General features: G+C 37.3%; 28 protein-coding genes and 1 riboswitch. Of the genes, 19 read left to right on the top strand and 9 right to left on the bottom strand.

All coding sequences use genetic code 11. The features are described from left to right. The first annotated feature begins 48 nt into the window (after positions 1 to 48). The 6 genes from ACVBAX_RS04535 to ACVBAX_RS04560 all read left to right on the top strand — a co-directional run bounded on the left by ACVBAX_RS04535 (position 49) and on the right by ACVBAX_RS04560 (position 5038). Entirely contained in the window at positions 49 to 1224 is a 1176-nt protein-coding gene (locus ACVBAX_RS04535) for an aminotransferase class I/II-fold pyridoxal phosphate-dependent enzyme (RefSeq protein ID WP_447116067.1), read from the top strand. An 83-nt stretch (positions 1225 to 1307) separates the two neighbouring features. Continuing rightward, a riboswitch (SAM riboswitch) is annotated at positions 1308 to 1415 on the top strand. Positions 1416 to 1503: 88 nt separating this feature from the next. Further along, positions 1504 to 2736 carry a 2,3-diketo-5-methylthiopentyl-1-phosphate enolase gene (locus ACVBAX_RS04540; RefSeq protein ID WP_447116484.1) on the top strand — a complete coding sequence of 411 codons (1233 nt, stop codon included), beginning with the start codon at positions 1504 to 1506 and terminating at the stop codon, positions 2734 to 2736. Next, positions 2733 to 3395 (top strand): 2-hydroxy-3-keto-5-methylthiopentenyl-1-phosphate phosphatase, encoded by a 663-nt coding sequence (locus ACVBAX_RS04545; protein ID WP_447116068.1) that lies wholly within the window; start codon positions 2733 to 2735, stop codon positions 3393 to 3395. The genes ACVBAX_RS04540 and ACVBAX_RS04545 overlap by 4 nt, the downstream gene beginning before the upstream one ends. Further along, a complete protein-coding gene (locus ACVBAX_RS04550) occupies positions 3392 to 4006 on the top strand; it encodes a methylthioribulose 1-phosphate dehydratase (protein ID WP_447116069.1) in 615 nt (204 codons plus the stop codon). Before ACVBAX_RS04545 ends, ACVBAX_RS04550 begins: the two co-directional genes overlap by 4 nt. Before the next feature lie 22 nt (positions 4007 to 4028). Further along, positions 4029 to 4562, top strand: a complete 534-nt coding sequence (locus tag ACVBAX_RS04555) for a 1,2-dihydroxy-3-keto-5-methylthiopentene dioxygenase (protein WP_447116070.1) — start codon at positions 4029 to 4031, stop codon at positions 4560 to 4562. A gap of 239 nt (positions 4563 to 4801) precedes the next feature. Next, positions 4802 to 5038, top strand: coding sequence for a Spo0E family sporulation regulatory protein-aspartic acid phosphatase (locus ACVBAX_RS04560; RefSeq protein WP_430773724.1), 237 nt, complete (start codon positions 4802 to 4804; stop codon positions 5036 to 5038). A 54-nt stretch (positions 5039 to 5092) separates the two neighbouring features. Here the strand turns inward: ACVBAX_RS04560 and ACVBAX_RS04565 are convergent, their stop codons facing one another. Beyond that, positions 5093 to 5971, bottom strand: a complete 879-nt coding sequence (locus ACVBAX_RS04565) for a YitT family protein (protein WP_447116485.1) — start codon at positions 5969 to 5971, stop codon at positions 5093 to 5095. A gap of 481 nt (positions 5972 to 6452) precedes the next feature. On the opposite strand from ACVBAX_RS04565, the gene ACVBAX_RS04570 reads away from it, so the two are divergent. The 5 genes from ACVBAX_RS04570 to ACVBAX_RS04590 all read left to right on the top strand — a co-directional run bounded on the left by ACVBAX_RS04570 (position 6453) and on the right by ACVBAX_RS04590 (position 10328). Beyond that, the gene (locus tag ACVBAX_RS04570) at positions 6453 to 7277 is read left to right on the top strand and encodes an electron transfer flavoprotein subunit beta/FixA family protein (RefSeq protein WP_430773725.1); all 825 of its coding nucleotides are present in this window, start codon (positions 6453 to 6455) and stop codon (positions 7275 to 7277) included. Between the two features lie 34 nt (positions 7278 to 7311). Continuing rightward, complete coding sequence (locus tag ACVBAX_RS04575; protein ID WP_447116071.1) at positions 7312 to 8340, top strand: electron transfer flavoprotein subunit alpha/FixB family protein; 1029 nt, start codon at positions 7312 to 7314, stop codon at positions 8338 to 8340. Next, positions 8333 to 9628, top strand: coding sequence for an FAD-dependent oxidoreductase (locus ACVBAX_RS04580; RefSeq protein ID WP_447116072.1), 1296 nt, complete (start codon positions 8333 to 8335; stop codon positions 9626 to 9628). Before ACVBAX_RS04575 ends, ACVBAX_RS04580 begins: the two co-directional genes overlap by 8 nt. Further along, the gene (locus tag ACVBAX_RS04585; RefSeq protein ID WP_066058155.1) at positions 9628 to 9912 is read left to right on the top strand and encodes a ferredoxin family protein; all 285 of its coding nucleotides are present in this window, start codon (positions 9628 to 9630) and stop codon (positions 9910 to 9912) included. Before ACVBAX_RS04580 ends, ACVBAX_RS04585 begins: the two co-directional genes overlap by 1 nt. Before the next feature lie 170 nt (positions 9913 to 10082). Next, a complete protein-coding gene (locus tag ACVBAX_RS04590; protein ID WP_430773728.1) occupies positions 10083 to 10328 on the top strand; it encodes a hypothetical protein in 246 nt (81 codons plus the stop codon). A 119-nt stretch (positions 10329 to 10447) separates the two neighbouring features. Here the strand turns inward: ACVBAX_RS04590 and ACVBAX_RS04595 are convergent, their stop codons facing one another. Continuing rightward, the gene (locus ACVBAX_RS04595) at positions 10448 to 10789 is read right to left on the bottom strand and encodes a hypothetical protein (protein ID WP_430773729.1); all 342 of its coding nucleotides are present in this window, start codon (positions 10787 to 10789) and stop codon (positions 10448 to 10450) included. Positions 10790 to 11000: 211 nt separating this feature from the next. Here ACVBAX_RS04595 and ACVBAX_RS04600 point away from each other — a divergent pair, with 211 nt between their 5' ends. Beyond that, the gene (locus tag ACVBAX_RS04600) at positions 11001 to 11522 is read left to right on the top strand and encodes a hemerythrin domain-containing protein (protein ID WP_447116073.1); all 522 of its coding nucleotides are present in this window, start codon (positions 11001 to 11003) and stop codon (positions 11520 to 11522) included. 27 nt (positions 11523 to 11549) lie between these two features. Here the strand turns inward: ACVBAX_RS04600 and ACVBAX_RS04605 are convergent, their stop codons facing one another. Continuing rightward, positions 11550 to 12779: an MFS transporter gene (locus tag ACVBAX_RS04605; protein WP_447116074.1), complete on the bottom strand. Its 1230-nt coding sequence runs from the start codon at positions 12777 to 12779 to the stop codon at positions 11550 to 11552. 135 nt (positions 12780 to 12914) lie between these two features. Then, on the bottom strand, positions 12915 to 14408 hold the full coding sequence (locus ACVBAX_RS04610; protein ID WP_447116075.1) for an ATP-binding protein: 1494 nt from the start codon (positions 14406 to 14408) through the stop codon (positions 12915 to 12917). Between the two features lie 190 nt (positions 14409 to 14598). Between ACVBAX_RS04610 and ACVBAX_RS04615 the strand changes: the two genes are divergently transcribed. Both ACVBAX_RS04615 and ACVBAX_RS04620 read left to right on the top strand, forming a co-directional pair. After that, complete coding sequence (locus tag ACVBAX_RS04615) at positions 14599 to 15039, top strand: MarR family winged helix-turn-helix transcriptional regulator (protein ID WP_447116076.1); 441 nt, start codon at positions 14599 to 14601, stop codon at positions 15037 to 15039. A gap of 111 nt (positions 15040 to 15150) precedes the next feature. Continuing rightward, positions 15151 to 16845, top strand: coding sequence for a M3 family oligoendopeptidase (locus tag ACVBAX_RS04620; protein WP_447116077.1), 1695 nt, complete (start codon positions 15151 to 15153; stop codon positions 16843 to 16845). Between the two features lie 50 nt (positions 16846 to 16895). Here the strand turns inward: ACVBAX_RS04620 and ACVBAX_RS04625 are convergent, their stop codons facing one another. Then, positions 16896 to 19037, bottom strand: coding sequence for an AAA family ATPase (locus ACVBAX_RS04625; RefSeq protein WP_447116078.1), 2142 nt, complete (start codon positions 19035 to 19037; stop codon positions 16896 to 16898). 211 nt (positions 19038 to 19248) lie between these two features. Here ACVBAX_RS04625 and ACVBAX_RS04630 point away from each other — a divergent pair, with 211 nt between their 5' ends. Then, positions 19249 to 20295 carry a YkvI family membrane protein gene (locus ACVBAX_RS04630; RefSeq protein ID WP_447116079.1) on the top strand — a complete coding sequence of 349 codons (1047 nt, stop codon included), beginning with the start codon at positions 19249 to 19251 and terminating at the stop codon, positions 20293 to 20295. 24 nt (positions 20296 to 20319) lie between these two features. Here the strand turns inward: ACVBAX_RS04630 and ACVBAX_RS04635 are convergent, their stop codons facing one another. From ACVBAX_RS04635 to ACVBAX_RS04645, 3 genes are all read right to left on the bottom strand, one after another. Next, entirely contained in the window at positions 20320 to 20976 is a 657-nt protein-coding gene (locus ACVBAX_RS04635; protein WP_430773737.1) for a hypothetical protein, read from the bottom strand. Between the two features lie 76 nt (positions 20977 to 21052). Further along, on the bottom strand, positions 21053 to 21664 hold the full coding sequence (locus tag ACVBAX_RS04640; RefSeq protein ID WP_447116080.1) for a CPBP family intramembrane glutamic endopeptidase: 612 nt from the start codon (positions 21662 to 21664) through the stop codon (positions 21053 to 21055). Positions 21665 to 21818: 154 nt separating this feature from the next. Continuing rightward, on the bottom strand, positions 21819 to 22007 hold the full coding sequence (locus ACVBAX_RS04645) for a YkvS family protein (protein WP_066058257.1): 189 nt from the start codon (positions 22005 to 22007) through the stop codon (positions 21819 to 21821). A 189-nt stretch (positions 22008 to 22196) separates the two neighbouring features. Between ACVBAX_RS04645 and ACVBAX_RS04650 the strand changes: the two genes are divergently transcribed. Both ACVBAX_RS04650 and ACVBAX_RS04655 read left to right on the top strand, forming a co-directional pair. Further along, positions 22197 to 22391 (top strand): hypothetical protein, encoded by a 195-nt coding sequence (locus ACVBAX_RS04650; RefSeq protein WP_447116081.1) that lies wholly within the window; start codon positions 22197 to 22199, stop codon positions 22389 to 22391. Between the two features lie 13 nt (positions 22392 to 22404). Next, positions 22405 to 23136: a glucose 1-dehydrogenase gene (locus ACVBAX_RS04655; RefSeq protein WP_447116082.1), complete on the top strand. Its 732-nt coding sequence runs from the start codon at positions 22405 to 22407 to the stop codon at positions 23134 to 23136. Between the two features lie 35 nt (positions 23137 to 23171). Here the strand turns inward: ACVBAX_RS04655 and ACVBAX_RS04660 are convergent, their stop codons facing one another. Next, the gene (locus tag ACVBAX_RS04660; protein ID WP_447116083.1) at positions 23172 to 23549 is read right to left on the bottom strand and encodes a PilZ domain-containing protein; all 378 of its coding nucleotides are present in this window, start codon (positions 23547 to 23549) and stop codon (positions 23172 to 23174) included. Between the two features lie 464 nt (positions 23550 to 24013). Here ACVBAX_RS04660 and ACVBAX_RS04665 point away from each other — a divergent pair, with 464 nt between their 5' ends. Together ACVBAX_RS04665 and ptsP are read left to right on the top strand one after the other, a co-directional pair. Further along, positions 24014 to 24277, top strand: a complete 264-nt coding sequence (locus ACVBAX_RS04665; RefSeq protein WP_066058111.1) for a phosphocarrier protein HPr — start codon at positions 24014 to 24016, stop codon at positions 24275 to 24277. A gap of 2 nt (positions 24278 to 24279) precedes the next feature. After that, positions 24280 to 25995 (top strand): phosphoenolpyruvate--protein phosphotransferase, encoded by a 1716-nt coding sequence (ptsP, locus tag ACVBAX_RS04670; protein WP_430773742.1) that lies wholly within the window; start codon positions 24280 to 24282, stop codon positions 25993 to 25995. Positions 25996 to 26142: the final 147 nt, after the last annotated feature.

The following is a 26142-nucleotide window of genomic DNA, read 5'->3' on the forward strand; positions in this document are numbered from 1 at the left end:
TCAATATAAACATTGCCAATTGCCCGAAAATATAAAGTAGGTGGAAAAATGATGATATATCCTCAATCAAAATTATTAAAAAGCTTACCTAAACAATTCTTCGCTTCACTTGTAGCAAAAGTAAATAAGCAGATCAGAGATGGTCATGATGTGATAAACCTGGGTCAGGGAAACCCTGATCAACCGACAGCTTCACATATCGTAAAAGCCCTGCAAGTGGCTGCAGAGAATCCGAATAATCACAAATACTCTCCCTTCCAAGGCTTCGCGTCATTAAAAGAGGCGGCTGCGACATTTTATAAAAGAGAATATAACGTAGATATCAATCCAGAAAAAGAAGTTGCCATCCTTTTTGGAGGAAAAGCTGGGCTTGTTGAAATCCCACAATGCCTATTAAATCCAGGTGAACATGTTCTCGTCCCTGATCCGGGTTATCCTGACTATTGGTCGGGGGTAGCTCTAGCACAAGCAGAAATGATAACCATGCCATTGAAAGAAGAAAATCATTTTCTTCCTGATTATACGGCTCTATCAGATAGCGAGCTAGAAAAGGCAAAGCTCATGTTCTTAAATTATCCGAATAACCCGACAGGCGCAATAGCAAATGCTAATTTTTTCGAGGATACAGTCGCGCTTGCCAAAGAGCACGAGATTTGTGTTGTTCATGATTTTGCATATGGAGCGATAGGCTTTAATGGTCATAAACCGATTAGTTTCCTACAAACAGAGGGTGCAAAAGACGTCGGGATTGAAATTTATACGTTATCTAAGACGTATAATATGGCTGGTTGGAGAGTAGGCTTTGCGGTTGGAAATGAAAGTGTCATTTCAGCTCTTAATTTGTTGCAAGACCATTTATATGTAAGTCTTTTTGGAGCTGTCCAAGAAGCGGCAGTTGCAGCATTAACTGAGTCTCAAAGTTGTGTACGAGAGTTAAATGTATTGTACGAATCTAGAAGAAACGTGTTTATCGGAGGACTTCAAGAATTAGGTTGGAATGTAGTAGCTCCGGAGGGGTCATTTTTTGCATGGCTAAAGGTTCCTACCGGTTATACATCGGAACAATTTTCAGATCTATTACTAGAAAAAGCACATATTGCTGTTGCCCCTGGAGTTGGGTTTGGTTCATGGGGTGAAGGCTATGTACGAGTGGGGCTGTTAACCTCGGAAGCGCGTTTGCGAGAAGCGGTTGAAAGAATATCAAAGCTCCAAATTTTTAGTTAATGTATTGACAGTCGAATTAAATTCTGGAATAATCAAAATCAATTGAAAGTATAAACAATAATTCCATAATGAAAACATTCGTTTTCTTATCAAGAGCAGGTGGAGGGACGAGCCCGACGAAACCCGGCAACCGACTTACAAGGTTTGTAAGCACGGTGCTAATTCTTGCAGCAAAGGCTGATAGATAAGGAGATGTTAGTTTACGATACTAACCTCTTCCTGATGACAAGAAGAGGTTTTTTTATGTCTATACGTATAAGAGAGAAAGGACGAAAGCAAATGAGTGAGATCATCGCAACGTACTTGGTGCATGACGCTAAACACAACCCTGAGAAAAAAGCAGAGGAAATTGCGCTTGGTTTAACGGTTGGTTCATGGACTCAATTACAAAAGCTTGAGCAAGAACAATTGAAAAAATATAAAGGTAGAGTTATTTCCACAGAAAAATTACACATAGATGAACAGACGAATGAAACGGTAGCGGTGTTAAAAATCGCCTACCCTTCAAATAACTTTTCGCTAGATCTTCCAGCTATTTTAACAACGGTGTTTGGAAAGCTGTCTCTTGACGGGAAGATTAAGCTGTTAGATCTTGATTTTTCAAAAGAGTTAAAAACGGCTTTTCCAGGTCCTAAGTTTGGTATTAATGGTCTAAGAGAGAAGCTAGGGGTATATGATCGTCCGTTATTGATGAGTATTTTTAAAGGAATTCTAGGGAGAGATCTTTCATTCCTTTTTAGCCAATTGCGCGAACAGGCATTGGGTGGAGTCGATTTTGTAAAAGATGATGAAATACTTTTTGACAACCCATTAACTCCTTTTGAACAAAGAATTACTGGTGGAAGAGAAGTTCTGCAACAGGTCTATGAAGAAACAGGACATCGTACCTTATATGCTGTGAATTTGACAGGACGTACGTCTCAATTAATTGACAAAGCTAAGAGAGCAAAAGAACTTGGCGCGGACTTACTATTATTTAATGTGTTTGCATATGGTCTTGATGTTCTTCAGGAATTACGAGAAGAAGAGGGTGTCGATCTTCCGATTATGGCACATCCAGCTGTGAGTGGAGCACTCACTTCGTCTGATGTATACGGAATTTCTCATTCCCTACTACTTGGAAAATTGTTGCGTTACGCTGGAGCCGACTTGTCTTTATTCCCATCTCCATACGGTTCGGTGGCTTTGGAAAAGAAAGCAGCATTATCGATTGCTGAAGCATTAACAGATCAATCAGAACCTATGAATAAGAGCTTCCCAGTGCCTTCAGCTGGTATTCATCCTGGACTTGTTCCACTTTTACTACAAGATTTTGGCTTAGATAGTGTCATTAATGCTGGTGGTGGCGTTCATGGGCATCCGGCAGGAGCGAAAGGTGGAGGTCTTGCTTTCCGCCAAGCGATTGAGCTATGTCAAAAAGGTCTGCCATTGAGAGAAAACTCACAGCAATATCCTGAGCTTGCAACCGCAATCGAACTGTGGGGAGTTACTGAGGTGGCGAAACCATCATGAGTAAGAAAATAGCTGTATTTTGTGATTTTGATGGCACGATTACTGAGAAGGATAACATTATTGCCATTATGAAAAGATTTGCACCTCCCGAATGGGAAGCGCTAAAAGACGCCATATTATCTGAGCGTATTTCAATAAGAGAAGGAGTGGGAAAGCTTTTCTCTTTGCTTCCTTCTTCAAAAAAAGAAGAAATCATTAAGTATGCGATTGAAAATGTTAAAATTCGCGAAGGATTTCCTGATTTTGTGAAGTTTTTGAAAGAGCAGGATATTCCCTTGTATATTGTTAGTGGTGGCATTGATTTTTTTGTATATCCCATTTTACAAGCTTACGGCCCTTTTTCAGGAGTGTATTGTAATGCTGCTGATTTTAGTGGTGAATATATCAATATTCTTTGGCCAAATGCATGTGATGAGCAATGCCAAAATGATTGTGGATGCTGTAAACCTAGTATTATACGTGGACTTAAAGAAGATTTCTACAAAGTCGTTATTGGTGATTCAGTAACAGATTTGCAAGCAGCAAAGCAGGCTGATCTTGTCATTGCCAGAGAGTTTTTATTAGAAAAATCAAAAGAGTATGGATTGAATCATAGAGAGTTTGTTGATTTCTATGATGTGATCAAACATATGTCGAAGGTTGAGGAGTTGATTGGATGAGTCTGTTAACAGAACGTTGGGATGAACTTGCTGATGTGAAGGATGAGCTTGCTGTTCGAGATTGGTTTATGGGAACGAGCGGGAATTTAGCCATAAAAGTTAGTGACGATCCTTTACAATTCCTTGTAACAGCAAGTGGTAAGGATAAGAGAAAAAGAACGTCAGAAGATTTTTTACTTGTCGATGGCAATGGAAAGCCAGTAGATGAGACGCATTTGAAGCCTTCTGCTGAAACACTCTTACATGTAGAAGTTTATCAAAAAACATCAGCCGGTTGCAGCTTACATGTTCATACCGTTGAAAATAATATCATATCTGAATTATATGGTGATCAAGCTGAAATAACTTTCACGGGTCAAGAGCTAATTAAAGCTTTTGATTTATGGGAAGAAGATGCCGTCCTTAGGATTCCAATCATCAGTAATCCAGCACATATTCCTACATTAGCACAGGAGTTTAGTGAGCATGTAAAAGAGGATAAAGGCGTAGTGTTAATCAGAAATCATGGAATAACGGTGTGGGGGAAAAATGCATTCGAGGCAAAAAAACTACTAGAAGCATCCGAATTTTTATTTCGCTATCATCTAAGACTTTTAGAATATAAAAAATAAAATATTAAAGGAGAATGAAAAAATGGCACATATCGTATTTCAAAGTACAAAAGAAGAGATTAGAGATCAAAAAGAAGTGGCAGCGTTTTTACAATCTCAAGAGGTAATCTATGAGCACTGGGATATTACAAAACTGCCTAGCAATCTTCAAGAGAAATATATTTTAACGGATGAAGAGAAAGCAGAAATCCTATCTGTATTCTCAACTGAAATTGCAGAAATTTCAGAGAAGCGTGGATACAAAGCACAAGACGTTATTTCTCTTGCTGAACACACTCCAAATCTAGAGCAATTATTAACGAACTTCCAACAAGAACACCACCATACAGACGATGAGGTCCGCTTTATTGTTAGTGGACACGGAGTGTTTATTATCCAAGGATTAGATGGTGAATTTTTTGAGGTGTTTTTAAACCCTGGAGATCTTATTTCAGTACCACCGAATGTTAGACATTATTTTACCCTGCAAGAGGATAGAAAAGTAGTTGCCATCCGTATTTTTGTAACAACTGAAGGATGGGTTCCAATCTACGAAAAGAGTGAAATAGAAGCTTAAAAATAGTTTTCAAGGCACTAGAGTCTATACTCCTAGTGCCTTTATTACTTTTGATGCATAAAATCGATAATTGTCGAAAAGTAATAGGAGTTTTAGGGTGTTTTTTGTCGTATTCAGAAATATTTAGAAAAATTTGTCTTATTTTGCGATTCTATTTACTTTTATTCAAATTCTTGCAATAATTCATCAAGTGATCAATTTTTATTTGGGGATTTAAGGAGTATTAGGAGGTTAACGGGGTGCAGCAGAATAGCAGTGAAATGCTTGCCACGATTCAACAAATGAGAGAGAAAATGATTGAATCTGCACAAGCAAATGGTCTAGGTGGGGAAGAGACAATTGAGTGTAGTCAGGAGCTGGATAAGCTAATTTTTGAATATCAATGCTTATCAAAAGAGAAGAAGAGCAAAAAAGAGATAAGAATTACCAGAAAACAAGCTATGTTTGTTTGGCCTAATAACATCATATGCGTTTAAATAGATAGAAAAGGAAGGAGACGATTGCGCTCCTTCCTTTTTTGTAAGTTATATCTAATGGATGGCTCGTTTTTTAAATCTACCGCCTCTAACTTCGGCAATGTCTGCAACAGCTAGAAAGGCATTACTATCAAGATCTTCTACAATGAGCTTGAGCTTTGCTTCTTCAAGTCGTGTAATGACACAGAAGATCACCTTTTTATCGTCTCCTGTATAGGCTCCTTCTCCAGTTAGGAAGGTGACACCCCGTCCGAGTCGGGCCAAAATCGCATCACCAATTTCTTTATACTTATCGCTAATGATCCATGCAGACTTTGATTGATCTAACCCTTCAATAACGATATCAATGGTCTTAAAAGCAATAAAATAAGCTAGAATCGAATACATCGCTCGGTCCCATCCAAACACAAAACCCCCGGTTCCAAAAATAAAAATATTAAAAAACATGATCACTTCTCCAACAGAAAAAGGAATCTTTTTATTAATTAATATGGCAAGGATTTCTGTACCGTCTAGTGAACCTCCATAACGGATGACGATCCCTACACCTGCCCCTAAGGCAATTCCTCCAAATACGGTTGCTAACAGGATGTCATCAGTAAAAGCAGGAACAGGATGAAGATATACGGTTGTGATTGATAATATGGTGATAGCGAAGAGTGTAGATAGTGCGAAGGTTTTTCCAATTTGTTTATATCCGATGAAAAAGAATGGAACATTTAAAATGAAGATTATTAGACCAATATTTATAGCAGTAATATGAGACAAAATGATTGAAATCCCGACGATTCCACCATCCATAATCTGATTAGGTATAAGGAAAATTTCTAATCCTACAGCCATCAGAATAGCTCCAATAAAAATAAAAATGGCTCTTTTAATAATACTCTTTTTCGGTAATTTTTTGTGCTGTATATGGTTCTCTAAATTCATTTGAATAGCTTCATGAACAAGTTGTTTTTCCATTAAGTCACCTCCATTATTATTGATCCTTGTTTTTTATTATACAATAAATCGTTTCTATGTAGGTAAATCTGGAAGTCACATAATTACATACATGATATTTACATGACATCTGTGATTTTTATCATATGGAAAATATTCAATTTCTTTTAATATAGTAACTATAATGGTAAGTACTGTATCATTCCCTTCAAAAAATAATTGTTATTCCATCATAGTCGTTAACCCCCACCATTTATATTTGTAAATATACAAAAATGAAGATTCCGTAAGAAATCTTCAACTCATATTATATCAATTTTGAAAACGCATACAAAATTATATTATTCACATAAAATATCAATTAATTTGTTTGTACTATGCCCGCAAAACGATACATATATCGTTATTACGAAGCTTTGCAAAATATATATAGGTGATTTAGCCATTAGTCATTAAGGAGGGGATTTTTATGCATATTGTAGTGTGTGTCAAGCAGGTACCTGACACAAAGATCATTAAGATTAATCCTAAGACGAATACGCTTGATCGTCGAAGTGCACCAGCTATTTTAAATCCGTACGATGCACATGCTGTTCAAGAAGCAGTTCGGATGAAGCGTCTCATCAAAGATGATGTATATATTTCTGTTTTATCAATGGGTCCACCACAAGCAAATGCGATTATTAAAAAAAGCGTGGAAATTGGTGCTGACGAGGGATATTTAATTTCTGACCGTGCATTTGCTGGTGCAGATACATTAGCAACCAGCTACGCATTATCAAAGGCTTTAGATAAAATCGCCAGTATCAGACCGATTGATATGGTCCTTTGTGGAAAGCATGCAATTGATGGAGATACAGGGCAAGTGGGACCTGGAATTGCAAGAAGATTAGATATTCCTCCAGTTACGAACGTGATCGAAGTAACAGAGCTTAATGAAAAAGAGCAAAGTGTAATTGTTAAGAGAAAGCTGTCAGGTGGTTACCAGTTGCTCCAAATTCAAATGCCATGTTTATTGACTGTAGAAAAAGAAATCAATGAGATTGAATATTCTCCTCTTCCTAATATGTTAAAAGCTGCAAGGTACGAACCAGTTGTTTGGACGGTAAACGATTTAGAAGATGTGGACCGTACACAGCTAGGGCTTAAGGGATCACCTACCATCGTTGGTAAAATGTTTACACCTCCAAAGCATGAAGGTGGGAAGCGTTTAGAGGGCTCTTCAGATGAACAAGTAAGAGAGCTGATCAAATGCTTACTTGAAGAGAAAAAAGAGCTTTTTTATGTGAAGTGATACACATTAATAATCGATGATGGGGGTGCTTGGAATGAGTAAAGAATACCGTGGTGTCTGGGTATTCATAGAACAAAATGAAGGTGAGATTGAAGGTGTTTCGTTAGAACTGCTTGGAGTCGGAAGAAAGTTAGCTGATAAGCTAAGTGTTTCACTCGGGGGAGTCCTACTAGGTAAAGATGTTAGAGCCCTTAGTAATCAAGTCATCTCATACGGGGCGGATGAAGTATATGTAATTGATCATCCAGTATTAGAGGATTACCGAACAGAATCTTATATGAAGGCCGTGGTACTCCTCGCCGAAAAGTACAGTCCTGAAATATTTTTATACGGAGCCACGCCAAATGGAAAGGACCTTGCCAGTGCAGTTGCGACCGATTTAAGTACGGGTTTGACAGCAGATACAACCATGCTTGATGTCGATCTTGAAAAAAGATTATTGGAGGCAAGTAGACCAGCTTTTGGTGGAAATATTATGGCAACGATTTTATGTAAAAAGCATCGCCCACAAATGGCAACGGTTCGACCGAAAGTAATGAAAGCTCTTGAACCAGATAAAGAGCGACAAGGAGTAATCATTGAAGAAGATATCGAATTGCATGAAGAAGATATGAGAACTAAAGTGCTCAAAGTGGTAAAAGATGTAACTAAAAGAGCCAATCTTGCGGATGCACATATCATTGTTTGCGGTGGAAAGGGTTTAGGAGATCAGCAAAATTTCTCATTAATATATGATCTCGCGGAAGTGATTGGTGCGAGTGTAGGTGGTACGAGGGATGTGGTAGAAGCAGGATGGCTCCCACACGATTTGCAAATTGGGCAAACTGGTGAAACAGTAACACCTAAAATATATTTCGCAGTTGGTATATCAGGCGCTATTCAGCACGTAGTCGGTATGAAGAATTCAGAAATTATAATCGCTATTAACAAGGATCCAAGTGCTCCTATTTTTGATGTCGCAACCTATGGAATTGTAGGGGATGCTATGGAAATTCTTCCGAAACTCATCCAACAATTTAAAGTAATACGTACAGAAAAGGGTGGTGAAATCAGTTATGCCTGAAAAATTTGACGTAATCGTTGTGGGTGCTGGACCTGCAGGAACTTCATGTGCCTATACCTGTGCAAAGAATGGTTTGAAGGTGCTCCAACTTGAGCGAGGGGAGTATCCAGGTAGTAAAAATGTAATGGGAGGCGTATTATACAGGAAACAAATGGAGGAGATCATCCCTGAGTTCTGGAAGGAAGCGCCATTAGAAAGACCTGTTATTGAACAACGCTTCTGGATGATGGATAAGGAGTCTACCGTCTCCTTTGGCTACAAAGGGTTAGAGTGGGGAAAGGAGCCTTATAATAATTTCACCGTATTAAGAGCACCGTTTGATCAATGGTTTGCAGCAAAAGGAGTGGAACAAGGGGTATTGCTCATCAATGAAACGGTAGCCAATGAGTGTATTGTAGAAAATGGAAAAGTGGTAGGTGTTCGAACCGATCGTCCTAATGGAGATGTGTATGCAGATGTAGTCGTATTGGCTGATGGTGTAAACTCTCTGTTAGGCAAGCAGCTTGGCTTTCATAAAGAATTTCGCCCTGATGAAGTAGCTCTAACGGTAATGGAGGTTATTAATCTACCAAAAGAGAAGATTAACGATCGCTTTAATCTAGAGGAAAACCAAGGTTGTACAATAGAAATCTTTGGTGATTCAACAAAGGGGAACCTTGGTACAGCCTTTATTTATACGAATAAGGAGAGTATTAATATAGGCGTAGGTACAACTCTATCCAGCATGATAAAAGCAAAGCTCAAACCGTATGATTTGTTAGATTACTTGAAAAATCATGCTATGGTAAAACCACTACTTGCGGGTGGGGAGTCTGCTGAGTATTTAGCACATTTAATTCCGGAAGGAGGATATCATTCGGTACCAAAAGTGGCAGGTAATGGGGTTGTAGTTGTCGGAGATGCGGCACAATTAGTAAACGCTATCCATCGAGAAGGCTCAAATATGGCTATGTCATCAGGAAAAATGGCAGCTGAAGCCATCATTCGTGCGAAGGAAAGAAATGATTTTAGTGAGGCAAGTTTAAATAGTTACCGCGAAGCTTTATACAATAGCTTTATTATGAAGGATCTAGAAAAATATAAAGACGCTGCCCATACATTTGAGCATCATCCTCAGTATTTTAAAGAGTATATTCCAATGATGAACCAGGCAATGAGTAAGTTCTTTACGGTCGACGGAACACCAAAGCGTGAAAAACAAAAACAAATCATGAGAAGTGTAACTGGGACAAAAGGAACGTTTAAAGTCATTCAAGATGTCTATCGTGCTTGGAAGGCGGTGAAATAATGTCAACGAAAACAATCGAGGAAAAACAGTACTTACTGCGTTTTAAGTGTGATACAAAATCCCATCTAACAGTGCTTGACCACGATGTTTGTATGACAAAATGCCCCGATAAAATCTGTACCGTATTCTGCCCAGCAGAAGTATACAAGTGGGAAGGTACGAGAATGCAAGTAGGATACGAGGGCTGCCACGAATGTGGAAGTTGCCGAATTGGCTGTCCATATCAAAATATTAAATGGGAATATCCGAAAGGTGGCCATGGAATTGTATTTCGATTAGCTTAATGGTGAATAAATAGTTGAGCAAAGACACCTTCACTGGTGTCTTTGTTTGTTATAACAAAGTTTTATGTATAAAATGTGAATTATTAAAAGATTCCGATAATATAGTTGAAAACGAACGAGCGTTCCGTTACTATTAATATAGGTACTATTAATAGATTGGAGGAGACAGTATGGATCGAACATCGTATTTAGCTGGGATACTCTACTATTTGACAAGTGATGTACAAGTTCAGGAGGCAGCCATTGATATATTAAATGGAGAATTAACAGTGAAAGAGGCGGGGGCCCGTCCTACTTTGCAGCCTGTTGTTTTGCAGGCGAAAAAGCGGCTAAAGGAACTTGAAAAGAATAAAACCGATAAGCAACATTTAGAGATAGTTCAGTTTGTTGAAAACTACTTATATAGCTATCAATGATAGAATTACTTCAACATCTTCGATAGACCTCTATGAATTCCATCTTATTTTTGCGTTATGTATAAATTTTCACATAGTAGCCTAAAAAGGAAAAGCCAAAAGTATTGATTATAACCTTGTTAGCTTATTCGTACTCTAACTGTGTATTTCATCATCTCGTCGTTAAGTCCACTAATCATTAGATCCTTCGCCGTATTGCAAGCCTGTTCAAAGCAGGAATAACTTTCCGTACAATAATGTGGTTGACTTAACTCAAAGTTCCCATGAATGTCTGCTAGGTAGACAAGAACGTTCCAAACATAAAAATCTCCAGTGCCATTTCTAGGATGACCGTCTAATGCGACTAGCCAGTGTACAGAAGTCTCAGACATGAATCGACTTCCTTTTAGCATGGACTGGTCATTCTCTCCAATTCGAATAAATGCGGTTGGGTAAAATTCTTGTAGATTACATTGATACATTTTAACCCCTCCTAACTTCTCATGTTTACAAAAGAAACTTTCTATATTTTCATTATATGAGCTTTAATAAAAAATTACCTCCTAAGTTGTTAAAATTTTTAGAATTTTAAAAGCGCTTCCATCTATCTGCTTCTGTGATACGCATCACAACAGAAAAGCTCTAACTTTCTTATAATTTTAGTAACAATATGATTAAAAGGAGAAATGAACTATGCAAGGTTGTATGAGCTCAATGATGGATAGAAATGTAGAATTATGTGAGGGATTACAGCAATTAAAAAATGAGCATCTTCCATTGCTTTTAATGCTTGATGGACTGCTTGAAACATGTCAGCAAATAGAGCGTGTTGAAACTACAAGGGAAAAGATGTTTCAGGAATTAACTCAAAAGGTAAAAGCCTTTTTTCATGAATTAGAGCCCCATTCAGAGAGGGAAGAGGGCGTGTTATTCTCAATGATGGAAAAATATATTGGTAGGGAAAGTGGACCGATTGCAGTAATGGAATACGAGCATGATCAGGCAAAAGGCTTTATCGGGACATTTTTAAAGGCATCACAATCTAATGACGCTTTTACAGATGAAAATATTCTGGAACTTGCTGGACTTATTAAAAATGCGTATTACACTCTTGTTGATCACTTTGCTAAGGAAGAAAATGTGCTATTCCCCATGGCACAAAACTTTTTTACAGAAGAAGAAAAGCAGGAATTAAAGGAAAGAATTAATAAATAAAACGGAAGAGGGTGCACCTCTTCCGTTTTATTTGTATATATCTGCAATTTGTTTGTCTGAAGGAAGGAGCAGTGTTAGGAACCCCAGTAATGGGAGAAAACCGGTTGAAATAATCGTTAAAGGCAATCCAATCGTATCTGCTAATATCCCTAAAAACACAGATCCTAAAGCACCCATTCCAAAAGCTAATCCTACTGTCAAACCTGCCATGGTACCTATCTTCCCAGGAACGAGTTCTTGTGCATAAACAACGGTAACTGAGAAACTAGACATGAGTATGAAACCCGCTATCCCAAGTAAAACCACCGCAAAATAATGAGGCACAAAGGGAAGCAAAATGGTGATAGGAGCAGAACCAATCATGGATAGTAAGATGATGGTTTTTTTCCCAAACCTATCAGCTAAAGGTCCACCGAAAAATGTACCTAAAGCTCCTGAAACGAGAAAAACAAATAAATAAAGTTGAGCTTGCTGTATGGAAAAGCTGTACTTGTCAATCGCATAAAATGCGTAGTAATTAGTGATTCCTGAAATATACCATGAACGAGCGAAGATTAAGAACAAGATTACAAGCAAATAGAAGCGAATTTGACGTTGAAATGAAAATGATGGAGGAGCTAAAGTCTGCTTTTGTTTCGGTTTACGACTATCTATTTTGAGTTTGTTCGCGTACCAAAAAGCAATATAAACAAGCAGTCCGACGGCAACTGCTGCGACAATCGTAAACCAGCCAGCGCCTCTTTGGCCAAAAGGAACAAGTATGAGTGCAGTAATTAATGGAGCGAGTGCTTGCCCGGAATTTCCACCAACTTGATAAATGGACTGTGCAAGCCCTCTTCTAGGTCCAGCGGCCATATAGGCAACTCTTGAACCTTCCGGATGGAATACAGCGGATCCTAATCCAATAAAGACCACCGAAATAACAATCAGTAGGAAACTAGGGGCAAAGGCGAGACCCAGAACTCCGATTAGTGTGAACGTTAGGCCAATGGGTAAAGCAAATGGCATGGGCTTACGGTCTGTAATGATACCAACAAAGGGTTGCATGATAGAGGATACGATATTTAGAGAAAATCCAATGATGCCTAGTTGAGTAAAGCTTAGTCCCATGGATTGTTCAAGTATAGGGAACATGGCGGGGACAACCGACTGAATGGAATCGTTTAACAGGTGACATAATGCGATAATGAATAAGATTTTATACGTTGTTGCACTGTCTGGTTTTTTATATTCTTGAACAGTAGCAGTTTGTGCCATAATAAAAAGATCTCCTTTAATTGTTGAAGAATGGTTTAAAGATATCTTACTAAATTTCCAATCATTATGAAATGGTTTATTTCGTAAGGCAAAGTATATAGTTTCCATAAAAAAATAGAGAGCCAATCAAGCTCTCTATTTTTTCATTAGTGGAAAGGATACTGAAACAGTTGTACCTTTGTTTTCGATACTTGAAATCTGAATTTCACCATGAAACGATTGGACGATTCTTTTACAAATAACAAGTCCTAAGCCAGTACCAGAGGCTTTTGACGTATAAAAGGGGTGGAAAATCTTCTCAAGTTCTTCTTTTCCAATCCCAACTCCAGTATCAGATATCGTAAGGACACATTTTTCCCTTTCTTTCGAAATACGGATGTCAAGTGTGCCACCTGTAGACATGGATTCAAATGCATTTCTTGTAATATTTAAAATGACTTGTTTCATTTGATCCTTTGTACATAGAACGATAACCGGTTCTTCAGGAAATGTATAATGGCATATCACATTGTATAAGTTTGCTTCAGAAGAAATAAGTGGTTGTAGCTCTTGGATGATCATTTTTAAATCAATTGGCTCGTTTTTCATGGCTGTCGGTTTTCCGAGAATCAGAAACTCGCTCACAATTTGATTAATTCGCTTAATCTCATTATTGATAACCGAAAAATAAAATTGATCTTCTTTATCTTTATGTTTTTCACTTAGTAATTGGACAAGGCCGTTAATGCCAGTTAATGGATTTCGTATTTCATGTGCCGTCCCAGCAGCTAATGTTCCAACCAACTCGAGTTTTTGAGCTTCATTTTGCTTTCTTTCCTTAATTGATTGTCTCTTTAGTAAAATATATTTAACTAACAGAAACAGGATATGCGTCAAAATAAAGAACAAAGTAATCGTTCCTACTATATGAGAGATATTTGTTCGTGCGGCCTCTTCAGCTACCTGTACTTTAATCGTCCAAGGTAGCTGATTCATCGGTGTTGATACCCAATGTCCACCTTGTTTGTATAGGTGCTCAGAATCGAAATCAATGATCACTTGATCTTCTTGATTGAGGATGACTATAGGTGTCTCGGGTGTTAGGATTTTCATGATGTTTTGAACATGATCAACTCGAAGCAGTGCAAGAGTGATAAATGTTAGTTGATTTTGTTCATCCAACACAGGCGAAGCTAGTCCAATCACCTTTTGGTTATTTTTTAAAGTATTCACCTGAGCAGATATAATAATATCCTTGGTACGAATAACTTCCTGAATATACGAGTTTTTGTACAGATTATCGTCTAGTAGCTTGTTAGAGCCGACAATCATTCGGCCTTCTTCATTCAATAAAAACAATCCACTGTATCTAGGATCTGTCTGAAACGCCTTTTGTAGTAATGGTGCCATTTTTTCTGGGCTGTTAACGTATATTTCAGACGTAAGAGACAGAGTTTGAATAGAAGTGACTGTTTCACTAATAAATTGATCCCAATGTGATTTATGAATAGAAGCAACCCATTCAGCATGTTGAACCTGCTCTAAAAGATTTCTTTCTTTTTCAATCTGTGAAAATATATAACTGCCACCTAGTGTTGGTAGTACTACGATGAGGCTATATAAAAGTAGGTTTAGGAAGTGTCTTTTCATGTAATTACTCCAAGCACATATTGTTTTTTGCATAGCTTCGCTTATTATATCACTATATAAGCAAGCTTTTTATAGGAATTATGGATTAGATGAATATTTGACAGAACAAAGCTAGTTTTTCTATAATAGTCTTAATTAAAAATATGTCACCAAAAAAGTAAGTATATTGGATCTTAAAGGAATGAGAATAATGGAAGCTGAAATCAGTCAATCTTTAAAACTTTTTATTGTGCTATCTAGAGCATATCGCTCAGTCAATGAAAATGTTAATAAACTGATACAAACATATGGACTAAATCCAACAGAATTTGCTGTTCTTGAACTTTTATACCACAAAGGAGATCAGCCGTTACAGCAAATAGGAGAAAAGATCCTTCTTGCGAGTGGAAGTATTACGTACGTGGTTGACAAGCTGGAACAAAAGGCATTGCTAGCTAGAGTCGCTTGTCCTAGTGATCGGAGAGTAACGTATGCTCAAATCACAGAGCAAGGAAAGACGTTTATCGAGGATATTTTTCCAGACCATGCACAAAAAATACATGAATTAATGAAAGAGCTTACAGTTGATGAAAAAGATCAAGCAACAGAACTGCTAAAGAAATTGGGATTATCTATAGAAAATAAGAAATAATAGTATGCAAGGTATCCGCTGGGACGCCTTGTTTTTTTTGTGCTTCTCTGCCGCCTGAGTTATAATAAAAGAGTATTTTTTTCAAAATTTTTAAACAAAGGGGGATTCACTTTGCAATTCGAACAGTATACATATGAGAGACCTAATTTTGAGGTTGTTGAAAAACAATTTTTAGATGCATTAGAGGTTTTTTCAAATGCAGCCTCTGCAAATGAGCAAAATGAGGCGATGAAAGATATAAATCAAATACGTAATGATTTAGGCACGATGTTTAACCTCGTATATATTCGACATTCGATTGATACGAATGATGAGTTTTACAAGGCAGAACAAGATTATATAGATGAAATTCAACCAAGTGTTGAGGGGTTAGTTACTAAATATTACGAAGAGCTTGTAAATTCACCTTTTAAGTTCGAGCTAGAAGAAAAGTGGGGAAAACAGCTTTTTGCCTTAGCCGAAGCACAGTTAAAGGTGTTCTCTCCTGATATCATTCCTTTGCTTCAACAAGAAAATAAACTTACCACAGAATATACAAAGCTCCTTGCTGCTGCGAAAATTCCTTTCGAGGGAGAAGAACGTACATTGGCTCAAATGGAACCGTTTACAGAGTCAAAAGACCGGGATATGAGAAAAAAGGCAAGTGAAGCGCGTTTTAATTATTTCTCTGAAAACGAAGGTGAGTTAGATCGTATATATGACGACTTGGTCAAGGTTCGTACAGAGATTTCTCAAAAACTTGGCTATAAGAACTTCGTTGAACTAGCTTATTACCGTATGTATCGTACGGACTATAACGCGGAAATGGTCGCTGGGTTTAGAAAACAAGTGGAAGATTATATTGTACCGATTGCTACAAAACTAAAAGAACGTCAAAGACAAAGAATTGATGTTGACACTCTTAAGTATTATGATGAAAACTTCAAGTTTAAATCAGGGAATGCGGTACCGAAGGGTGATCCTGAGTGGATTATTCAAAATGGACAAAAGATGTATGATGAACTTTCAAAGGAAACAGGCGAGTTCTTTCATTATATGGTAGAGAATCATTTAATGGACTTAGTGGCAAAGAAAGGGAAAGCTGGTGGCGGATATTGTACATATATTGAAAACTACAAGTCACCTTTTATCTTTTCAAATTTTAATGGTACGTCAGGTGATATCGATGTATTAACACATGAGGCAGGGCACGCATTCCAGGTGTATTCAAGCAGTCATTTTGAAATTCCAGAATATAATTGGCCTACTTATGAAGCAGCGGAAATACATTCGATGAGTATGGAATTTTTCACTTGGCCATGGATGGAGCTATTTTTTAAGGAAGACACGGATAAATATAAGTTTGCTCATTTAAGTTCCGCCCTTTTATTCCTTCCATATGGCGTAAGTGTGGACGAATTTCAGCATTGGGTGTATGAAAATCCTACCGCTACACCAAAGGAGAGAAAGCTAGCTTGGCGTGAGATTGAAAAGAAATACATGCCTCACAAAGATTACGACGGAAATGAGTATTTAGAGGGTGGCGGATTCTGGCAGCGTCAAGGTCATATATACACGACTCCGTTCTATTATATTGATTACACATTGGCACAAATTTGTGCTTTCCAATTCTGGAAGCGTTCTGGTGAGGATCATAAAAAAGCATGGAACGATTATCTACATCTTTGTACTTTAGGCGGTAGCATGCCTTTTACTGAGCTTGTAAAAGCAGCAAACTTAATTTCACCGTTTGAAGATGGATGCGTACAATCTGTCGTAGGCGAAATTGAGGCTTGGTTAAACTCAATCGAAGATCAAAAGTTATAAGAAAAAGAGCGAAGCCAATGATAAAAAAGGTGGCTCCGCTCTTTCTATTCCTATGCTTTCTTAATAATAATCTTGTCTTCCTCAACAACCGCGATTAATTCCTTACAATCAGGATCATTTATAATGAAGTCTGAAATTTGATCTTCAATCTGGTCTTGAATCACCCTTCTTAATGGACGTGCCCCAAACGAAGGGGAGTATCCTAATGTAGCAAGCTTTCTTTTCACTTCTTCCGTTATTGTCACTGTCATCTGCTGCTCTTTAAGCATAATATTTAAGTCACTAATCATAATATCAACAATTTGGAGTAAATCTTCTTCTTGTAATGATGAAAACTCAATAATCGCATCAAAACGATTGAGGAACTCAGGCTTAAAGTATGATCCTAATGTGGCTAATAAATTGCTTTCATGTTCATGATGATCGTTTCCAAAGCCAACCTTCACCGTCTTATGGCCTACACCTGCATTGGAAGTCATAATAATGACCGTATCTTTAAAGCTGACGGTTCTTCCTTGACTGTCCGTTAATCTACCGTCTTCTAGAATTTGAAGGAACATATTTAGAACGTCTGGATGAGCTTTTTCAATCTCATCTAACAAAATAATACAATATGGGTTACGTCTTACTTGTTCCGTTAACTGTCCTGATTCCTCGTGTCCAACATATCCAGGAGGAGAACCAATCAATTTAGAAACACTATGCTTTTCCATGTATTCACTCATATCTAAGCGAATCATAGAGTTTTTTGAACCAAATAGTTCTTCAGCTAATGACTTGGAAAGTTCTGTTTTCCCGACACCGGTTGGACCAACGAATAGGAAGGATCCAATAGGGCGTCCTTTTGCTTTTAAACCAGCTCGACTTCGGCGAATGGCTTTAACTAATTTTTTCACAGCTTCCTGCTGTCCTATTACCTTATTTGATAAATGGCTTTCAAGGTTTTGTAGCTTTTCTTGTTCTGATTGCTCAAGTTTACCCACAGGAATTCTTGTTTTCTTTTCAATTAATTGATGGATATGCTCCACTTTTACAAGTGGTCGTTGATCTAGTTCCCCATGAGAAAGCTTCTGTTCAAGTTCTTTTTCTTCTTCACGTAGCTTGGCTGCGAGCTCATACTTTTCTACCTTTAGAGCTTCTTCTTTTTCTTTTGCGATTTCCTTCAAGCGATTTTCGATGCCTTCCGTATTAGAATAATTAGCGGTTAAATTCAGTTTTGAACCAGCTTCATCGAGTAAATCAATCGCTTTATCTGGAAGAAAACGATCTTGGATGTATCGATGTGATAAATTCACACATGCTTCGATCGCCTCGTCTGTAAATACAACCTCATGATAATCCTCGTATTTACTTTTCAGTCCTTTAAGAATTTCAATCGCTTCAGAGATCGTTGGTTCTAGTACTTGAACGGGTTGGAAGCGTCTCTCAAGGGCGGCGTCTTTCTCAATTTTTTTGTATTCTTTTAAAGTTGTTGCACCAATAAGTTGAAGTTCTCCACGTGCTAATGCTGGTTTTAAAATATTCCCTGCATCCATCGATCCTTCTGCACTCCCGGCACCAACTAACTGGTGAATTTCGTCGATAAATAGAATAATATTTTTCTTTTGCTGAAGCTCAAGCATTATTTCTTTCATTCTTTCTTCAAACTGGCCACGAATACCTGTGTTCGATACTAAAGAAGCCACATCCAAAAGATAGACTTGGCTTTTTTTAAGCTTGTTTGGAACACTTCCTTCAGCAATCTTAACTGCTAGATGCTCGGCGATGGCTGTTTTACCAACACCAGGTTCACCGATTAAGACAGGATTATTTTTATTTCTTCTATTTAATATTTCAATGACACGGTTAACCTCTTCGTCACGTCCAATCACTGGATCAATTAAACCAGCTTGTGCCAATGTAGTTAAGTTTCGTCCATATTGATCAATAAAACCTTTATTTCCACTACTTTTCTGAGAAGTCCCCATATTTCTTTGTTGTTTTTCTTGTTGCTTTATATTCATAGGTTGAAAGAATGATTCAAAAGGGGAAAAAGATTGAAAACCAGATAGGTTTGGTCCAAAAGTCGATAACATCTTTTCGCGCTCCTTCTGGAAGCAACTTTGACAAAGATGTAGTTGATTTTCATTCCCATTAATAGTCATTCTTACAGCTATAGTAGCTTCTGTTTTTTGACATGTTTGACAAAGCATTCATTTTTCCTCCTATTTATATATTTTTGACTTTGACTAACTTTGACCTTTTGTAATTCGATTATACTTTGACCTTTTTTGACTTTCAAGTATTTTGATCTGTTTTTTTTTGTAAGTTTGTTCCAAAGGTGTCTGCTATTCTTATCTTCCTGAAAAAGCTCGTCATTGTTTGTCCTTCTGTTCATATAAATAAATGGAAGGGGGAGATGGAGTGAAAAAGAAATGGGGGGCAGCGTTTCAGCTCGCTGCAGTTTACGTAGGAACTGTGGTAGGTGCTGGGTTTGCCACAGGAAAGGAAATCGTAGAGTTTTTCTCCCGATTTGGTTTTATCGGACTAATTGGGATTTTAATGAGTGGTTATATTTTTATATTTTTAGGCTCTAAGCTGATGCGACTTGCTGCAAGATTACGGGCAAAATCGTATCAGGAGTTAAATACATTCTTGTTCGGCCCTTATTTAGGAGGGGCTATAAATATTTTAATGTTATTCATGTTACTTGGAGTTAGTGCTGTTATGTTAAGCGGTGCCGGTGCCGTTTTTCAGGAGCAGCTTGGTCTTTCAAGAAGTTTAGGAATTATGCTCACGATTGCCCTTTCATTTATCGTCATGATTGTTGGAACAAAAGGTTTATTTGCCGTTAACACTTTTGTGGTACCTATGATGATATGTTTTAGTTTTCTGTTATTCATGGTTACGATTCAGCAACCTAATTTTCTTGAACAGCTCTTGTTAATTCCTCCGGCAGACGATGGCTGGAAGTCTGTTGTTAACCCGTTTTCCTATACGGCTTTTAATATTGGGCTGGCCCAAGCGGTGCTTGTCCCTGTTGCAGCAGAAATAGAGGATGAGGATACGGTAAAGTGGGGGGGGATTATCGGAGGTGCTGCGTTAACGGTTATTCTCCTTTCTAGTCATGCGACATTAATCATGCTTCCTAATTTAGAAATATATGAGATTCCAATGGCTGCAATTATGAAAAATCTGGCTTATGGTTTCTATTGGATTTATGTACTTATTATATATGGAGAGATTTTTACATCCGTTATTGGAAATGTGTATGGTCTTGAGAAGCAACTCAATAATTACTTAAAACTACCTAGGATTGCTTGGGTATGCATTATTTTTATCATTTCCTATTTAGGTAGTTTTGTAAATTATGGAACATTGCTTTCTTACCTATACCCTATATTTGGTTACGTCACGATCATCTTTATTGTTCTATTGTGGGTGAAGCCGCTAGATTCCGTAAAAAAATAAGACTCGGGGGAAAATCCCTGAGTCTTAATGGGTTTCGTTAACAATGGTTTCTGCCATTTTGATAAATGAGTCACGATGATCAGCAGACTCTTTTGTAAACGATGTTAGTTTGATTACCCCTTCATTGTTGTTTACTAGGTAAGAAGTAATAACTTCCCCGTTTATCTTAGCTTCATACACTTTACTATTTGCAAAAAATTCAAGTTTCGGTGGTGTGACCTCATTTACTTCAGCAGATACAGCCTGCAATTGGTCGATCGCAGTCTGTTCAGTAGCATCCCAGTCCACATCCTCTGGTAAGAGTTCGACCCTCATGAAAATTTCACCATCGTTTGAGAGCATGACTACATCTTTATTTGGTTCCTCTGCTGTTAGTTCATACTCTGGAAGAACATACATTGAATATCCTTGATTATCACTATGTTTTAAAAATGCTGTTTCTTCTTTTGTTTCTCCATTTAATGTAAAGGTTAACTTGTTTTCAAGAAGGCGAATCATTGTATCTGATGGATCGGTTTCTTCATTATTCTCCTCTTGAATAGGTTCTTCCTCTGGTTCTATGTTACCCTGTTCGGAGGATGTCCCATTTTTTGCTTCCTCTAAGCTTGTTTCTCCAGTTCCACAGGCTGTTAACACCGCAGCAAGTATGCCAATTGTTATATACATATTAATAAATTTCAATTACATTTCCTCCTAGTTGTCTATTGAGAGTCTCATGATAATAGACGGAGATGGTTTAAAAAGGTTACAAGTTAAACTAACCTAAAGGGAATAAGACTAACAAAAATAAATCAAATACGAGGTGTGAAACAATTAGTAAAGGAATGCTCTTCTTCCAAACATAGAGGCTTGACCAAACTAGTCCGGCAACAATCGAAGCGAGAATCAGGTGACTTGACCCCGAGTATATGTTGACAGAAGTATATAATAATGTTGATAACAAAATACTGGGTAGGATTTTTATCCGTCCAAGAAGTCGTTTTAAAATAAATCCTCTCCAAAAGATCTCTTCACCTGGAATTATGATAAGAAATATGACGATGTACTGCCATATTTGAGAAGGGGACATTTGTTTGTACAGCTTTGCGACCGACCCTTTTAACGGAAGATCAACCATATTTAATAAGATATTACCTAGGTAAAATAAGCCAAACAAACTTACTCCCGAAATGACACCAAATGTAATATAAATTCTAAACGGTTGTTGATCATCCATTTCCTCTTGAAGAATGGAATAAGTAATTAAAAACAGCATCGAAGCTGTGAATATGTACCAAAATACACTTTTCTCTTGAAAAGTAAAAAATAATAATACGTGAGCAAGTAATATACCGAAAATCATTTTTACATCCATTTGTTTCTGAAACATATGATGACTCCTCTCTAAAGAATGGTCTTGCATTTATTAAATAAAAAAGAAGAAACCTCCTAAATAAGAGGTTTCCCCATATTATAACCTATTTTCATTTTTGAGACAAAATCACACTACTAAACATATAGAATGCGCTTCCAATAGTTCGTTTTTAAAATGAAGATTCTTTAATAACTTTATAGTTTTTATGATTTACAACAGTTCTTTGGTCTAATTCAAGATCTCGATAATTGTCCATATAGGTAAGGTCAACAATTACTGAATTTTCGTTTACTTTTTCAACAATGCCTTGTAACCCATCTCTAAATTCAATCACGTTCCCCACTTCAGCTCTTTTCAATGTCGCTCTCTCCTTTTCTTTCCAGATGACGATATTATAAACATTTTGCACTACTTTCTCCTGTACGTAAAGAATTTTTTGTGAATTTTAATAATTATTTATTATAGTAATAGTTTTTAAGAGAATAAATAGTCGATTTTGAAACCGTTTATTTTTCTTATATAATAGCTCTAGAGGGAGGGATTACTAATGGAAAGAGACCTGATTTTAGAAATGATCGAAAAATTAAGAAGTGGACAAATAAATGAGTGGTATGTACATAGAGAAGTATTCCTTGATGTAAGGGCTATAGTTGTTGCTCTGGAGGATTTTAAACATTTTAGAGGAATTGCTCAAAGAAGCGGAGATGTGATTTATCAGTATTTACAGGAGCCTAGAAGCTAGGGGAGGAAGAAATATGTACAGTGAAAAAACCGTAATAATAACAGGAGGTGCCAGCGGGATTGGTGCTGGAATTGTTCATGCTTTTTATGAAGCTGGAGCGAAGGTAGTTATTGCTGATAATGATGCTGAGAATGGGAAGAAAGCAGAAAAGAAATATAACAATGAGAGGATAAGTTTTTTTGCAACCGATGTTTCAAACGAGCAATCAGTTATTTCTTTAGTTACCTATGTAATGGAAAAATTCGGTCGAGTCGACATTTTGATTAATAATGCTGGTATTTCCTCTTTTTCAAATTTCTACGAAATGACCGTGGATGAGTGGGATCGAGTACTTAATACCAATTTAAAGGGTGTTTTTCTCTGTTCGAGGGAGGTAGCCAAGGTGATTGAAGTAGGTGGATCAATCATTAATATTTCCTCGACTAGAGCCTTTATGTCCGAACCGCATTCGGAAGCATATGCAGCATCAAAAGGTGGGATTATAGCATTAACTCATGCATTAGCTGCTACATTATCTGAAAAAAAAGTGAGAGTAAATTGCATAAGTCCAGGTTGGATTGAAACGAATCATTATGAAGATCTGCGTGAGATCGACCATTCACAGCATTTTTCCAAAAGGGTGGGTAAGTCAAGTGACATAGCACGCGGGTGTTTATTCTTATGTGACCCGAATAATGATTTCATGACTGGTACAAATATAACCATTGATGGAGGAATGACGAAAAAGATGATATACGATGAGTAAGTAAAAAGCTACCTAATAGTTGGTAGCTTTCGAGTCTAAGTTTTTGATTCGTGATGAATCATTTTTGCATATATTTTAAGAACATTGACGATTTCTTTTTTTGTTTCCTTGTCATCTAAACCAGTAAATCCGTATACACACATTTTGCCTTCGGTCTTTTTCCATTTTGGCTTTCCTAGAACGCGAATTAAGCGGTCAGCTAATATAAATGATATCTCTAGCAAAAAATCATTTTGTTCAATGGGTAAGTTAATTGGTGATCTGAATTTTATCCCATTGGGGCTAATATCTACTATATAAGCAAGAGCGGATTTAACATCCCCTTGCATTCCATTTATGCTTACAATCTTAAATGTCCCATGAATAGGCTGTTGAAATTGAAATCGAAAGGCCTCTTGTCTTTTATAAATCATACATATCACCTTGTGAGAAAATGTAACAAATTTACTATTACTAAAATCATACATTTTCCATTTATTGATTACAAGTATTTTATTTTCATTGTTCTAATCAAAAGCTTACTTTATTGGATAATATTTACCATTCTAACGCATGTTGGAAAATTTAATTATTATGAGTAAAAATGTAAGCGGTTAAATAAAAAAACTGTGAAAATTCCTCTACATTTGTGGCTTTTTCATTGTATACAAGCTAAGGAAATGCTATTCTTTTTTTTGAGATGTCGATTGTCTGATAACCCTAAGAACTTTAGTCGGCGTTAGCTATATTTAATGAATAAAATGGACAGTGGAAAAAATACTAAAGTATGCTATATATTTTTCAATGTCTGAATGAAATAGGTAAAGTGAAGGAATTAGACAATTAACGAGAAACATCTTATCAAATATATGTATAGGAAAAAGGAGTTTGATTAACCATGGCAGAAAAACAATTTAAAATTATAGCTGAAACAGGAATTCACGCTCGTCCTGCAACATTACTAGTACAAGCAGCTAGTAAGTTCGATTCTGATATTAACCTTGAGTACAAGGGGAAAAAAGTAAACCTTAAGTCAATCATGGGTGTTATGTCTCTAGGAGTTGGACAAGGAGCTGACATTACTATTTCTGCAGTAGGTGGAGATGAGCAAGAAGCTCTAGCTAGTCTTGAAGAAACTTTGAAAAAAGAAGGTTTAGCATAAAAATGAACTTTTTAAATGGAATTGCTGCATCTAGTGGAATAGCAATCGCAAAAGCATACCGTTTGGTAGAACCTGATTTAACCTTTACAAAAAAGTCAATCGATAATGAAACAGTTGAAATAGATCGTTTCCGTGCGGCATTAAATCAATCAAAGGTTGAACTTGAAGGTATTAGAGACAAGGCAAAAGTAGAATTAGGTGCTGATAAGGCAGCTATTTTTGAAGCGCACTTGCTCGTACTAAGTGATCCAGAGCTTGTTTCTCCAATCGAAGATAAAGTTAAAACCGATAAAGTAAATGCTGAATTTGCTTTAAAAGAAACAGCTGATATGTTTGTGGCGATGTTTGAGTCAATGGACAATGAATACATGAAGGAAAGAGCTGCTGATATTCGCGATGTAACAAAACGCGTTCTTTCTCATTTATTAGGTGTACAAATCGTTAACCCTAGTATGATTTCAGAAGAAGTAATTATCGTTGCTGAAGATCTTACACCATCAGATACAGCTCAGCTAAATCGTCAATTTGTGAAAGGCTTTACAACTGACATCGGTGGAAGAACATCTCACTCTGCGATTATGGCTCGCTCAATGGAAATTCCTGCAGTTGTAGGTACAAAGACAGCAACTGAAGAAATTCAAAACGGCGATCTTGTGATTGTTGATGGATTAAATGGACAAGTCTATATTAATCCAACTGCTGAAGAAGTTGAACGTTTCAAGTCCGAGCACGCTGCTTTTGAAGCACAAAAAGCTGAGTGGGCAAAGCTTGTTAACGAGCAAACGGTAACATCCGATGGTCATCATGTGGAGCTTGCTGCAAATATCGGAACACCAAAAGATTTAAAAGGTGTTATTAACAATGGTGGCGAAGGTGTAGGTCTTTACCGTACTGAATTCCTTTACATGGGTCGTGACCAACTTCCAACAGAAGAGGAGCAGTTTGAATCATACAAAGCTGTTCTAGAAGGAATGGATGGAAAGCCAGTTGTTGTTCGTACATTAGACATTGGTGGAGACAAGGAACTTCCTTACTTAAACTTACCGAAGGAAATGAATCCTTTCTTAGGATTCCGTGCGATCCGTTTATGTCTTGAAGAGCAAGATATGTTCCGTACGCAACTTCGTGCGCTTCTTCGTGCAAGTGTATATGGAAACTTAAAAATTATGTTCCCAATGATTGCAACACTAGCTGAATTCCGTGAAGGAAAAGCAATTCTTGAAGAGGAGCGTCAAAAGCTTCAAGCTGAAGGAGTAGCTGTTTCTGAGAAAATTGAACTAGGAATCATGGTAGAAATTCCTTCTACTGCTGTTATTGCTGATCAATTTGCTAAGGAAGTTGATTTCTTCAGTATTGGAACAAATGACTTAATCCAATACACAATGGCTGCAGACCGTATGAACGAAAGAGTATCTTACTTGTATCAGCCATACAATCCAGCTATTTTACGTTTAGTAAAAATGGTTATTGACGCTGCACACAAAGAAGGCAAGTGGGCAGGAATGTGTGGAGAAATGGCTGGCGACGAGCAAGCGATCCCTGTTCTTCTCGGCTTAGGCTTAGATGAGTTCTCTATGAGTGCAACTTCTATCCTAAAAGCACGTTCTCAAATCCGTAACTTATCAAAAGCGGATATGGAAGCATTGGCTTCAGAAGTGCTTCAAATGAGCACGACGGAAGAAGTGTTAGAGGCAGTAGCGAAAGCAACTCAACGATAAAAGAGAAACCCAACTGATTTTAATCAGTTGGGTTTTTTTGTTAAGATAAGAAAGTATAAGTTTTTGAACTTTGAACAGTGTCTAGCTCCAGCGCCTAGCTCCTCGGGGTCATAAGCCAAAGCCCTACAGAGGTCAGGACCTCTTTCG

The sequence above is a fragment of the Robertmurraya sp. GLU-23 genome, assembly GCF_052983275.1.

Coding starts and splice junctions, on each gene's coding strand:
- ACVBAX_RS04535 (WP_447116067.1), top strand. CDS start 49: ATGATGATATATCCTCAATCAAAATTATTAAAAAGCTTACCTAAACAA.
- ACVBAX_RS04540 (WP_447116484.1), top strand. CDS start 1,504: ATGAGTGAGATCATCGCAACGTACTTGGTGCATGACGCTAAACACAAC.
- ACVBAX_RS04545 (WP_447116068.1), top strand. CDS start 2,733: ATGAGTAAGAAAATAGCTGTATTTTGTGATTTTGATGGCACGATTACT.
- ACVBAX_RS04550 (WP_447116069.1), top strand. CDS start 3,392: ATGAGTCTGTTAACAGAACGTTGGGATGAACTTGCTGATGTGAAGGAT.
- ACVBAX_RS04555 (WP_447116070.1), top strand. CDS start 4,029: ATGGCACATATCGTATTTCAAAGTACAAAAGAAGAGATTAGAGATCAA.
- ACVBAX_RS04565 (WP_447116485.1), bottom strand. CDS start 5,971: ATGAATTTAGAGAACCATATACAGCACAAAAAATTACCGAAAAAGAGT.
- ACVBAX_RS04570 (WP_430773725.1), top strand. CDS start 6,453: ATGCATATTGTAGTGTGTGTCAAGCAGGTACCTGACACAAAGATCATT.
- ACVBAX_RS04575 (WP_447116071.1), top strand. CDS start 7,312: ATGAGTAAAGAATACCGTGGTGTCTGGGTATTCATAGAACAAAATGAA.
- ACVBAX_RS04580 (WP_447116072.1), top strand. CDS start 8,333: ATGCCTGAAAAATTTGACGTAATCGTTGTGGGTGCTGGACCTGCAGGA.
- ACVBAX_RS04585 (WP_066058155.1), top strand. CDS start 9,628: ATGTCAACGAAAACAATCGAGGAAAAACAGTACTTACTGCGTTTTAAG.
- ACVBAX_RS04590 (WP_430773728.1), top strand. CDS start 10,083: ATGGATCGAACATCGTATTTAGCTGGGATACTCTACTATTTGACAAGT.
- ACVBAX_RS04595 (WP_430773729.1), bottom strand. CDS start 10,789: ATGTATCAATGTAATCTACAAGAATTTTACCCAACCGCATTTATTCGA.
- ACVBAX_RS04600 (WP_447116073.1), top strand. CDS start 11,001: ATGCAAGGTTGTATGAGCTCAATGATGGATAGAAATGTAGAATTATGT.
- ACVBAX_RS04605 (WP_447116074.1), bottom strand. CDS start 12,779: ATGGCACAAACTGCTACTGTTCAAGAATATAAAAAACCAGACAGTGCA.
- ACVBAX_RS04610 (WP_447116075.1), bottom strand. CDS start 14,408: ATGAAAAGACACTTCCTAAACCTACTTTTATATAGCCTCATCGTAGTA.
- ACVBAX_RS04615 (WP_447116076.1), top strand. CDS start 14,599: ATGGAAGCTGAAATCAGTCAATCTTTAAAACTTTTTATTGTGCTATCT.
- ACVBAX_RS04625 (WP_447116078.1), bottom strand. CDS start 19,037: ATGCTTTGTCAAACATGTCAAAAAACAGAAGCTACTATAGCTGTAAGA.
- ACVBAX_RS04640 (WP_447116080.1), bottom strand. CDS start 21,664: ATGTTTCAGAAACAAATGGATGTAAAAATGATTTTCGGTATATTACTT.
- ACVBAX_RS04650 (WP_447116081.1), top strand. CDS start 22,197: ATGGAAAGAGACCTGATTTTAGAAATGATCGAAAAATTAAGAAGTGGA.
- ACVBAX_RS04655 (WP_447116082.1), top strand. CDS start 22,405: ATGTACAGTGAAAAAACCGTAATAATAACAGGAGGTGCCAGCGGGATT.
- ACVBAX_RS04660 (WP_447116083.1), bottom strand. CDS start 23,549: ATGATTTATAAAAGACAAGAGGCCTTTCGATTTCAATTTCAACAGCCT.
- ACVBAX_RS04665 (WP_066058111.1), top strand. CDS start 24,014: ATGGCAGAAAAACAATTTAAAATTATAGCTGAAACAGGAATTCACGCT.
- ptsP (WP_430773742.1), top strand. CDS start 24,280: ATGAACTTTTTAAATGGAATTGCTGCATCTAGTGGAATAGCAATCGCA.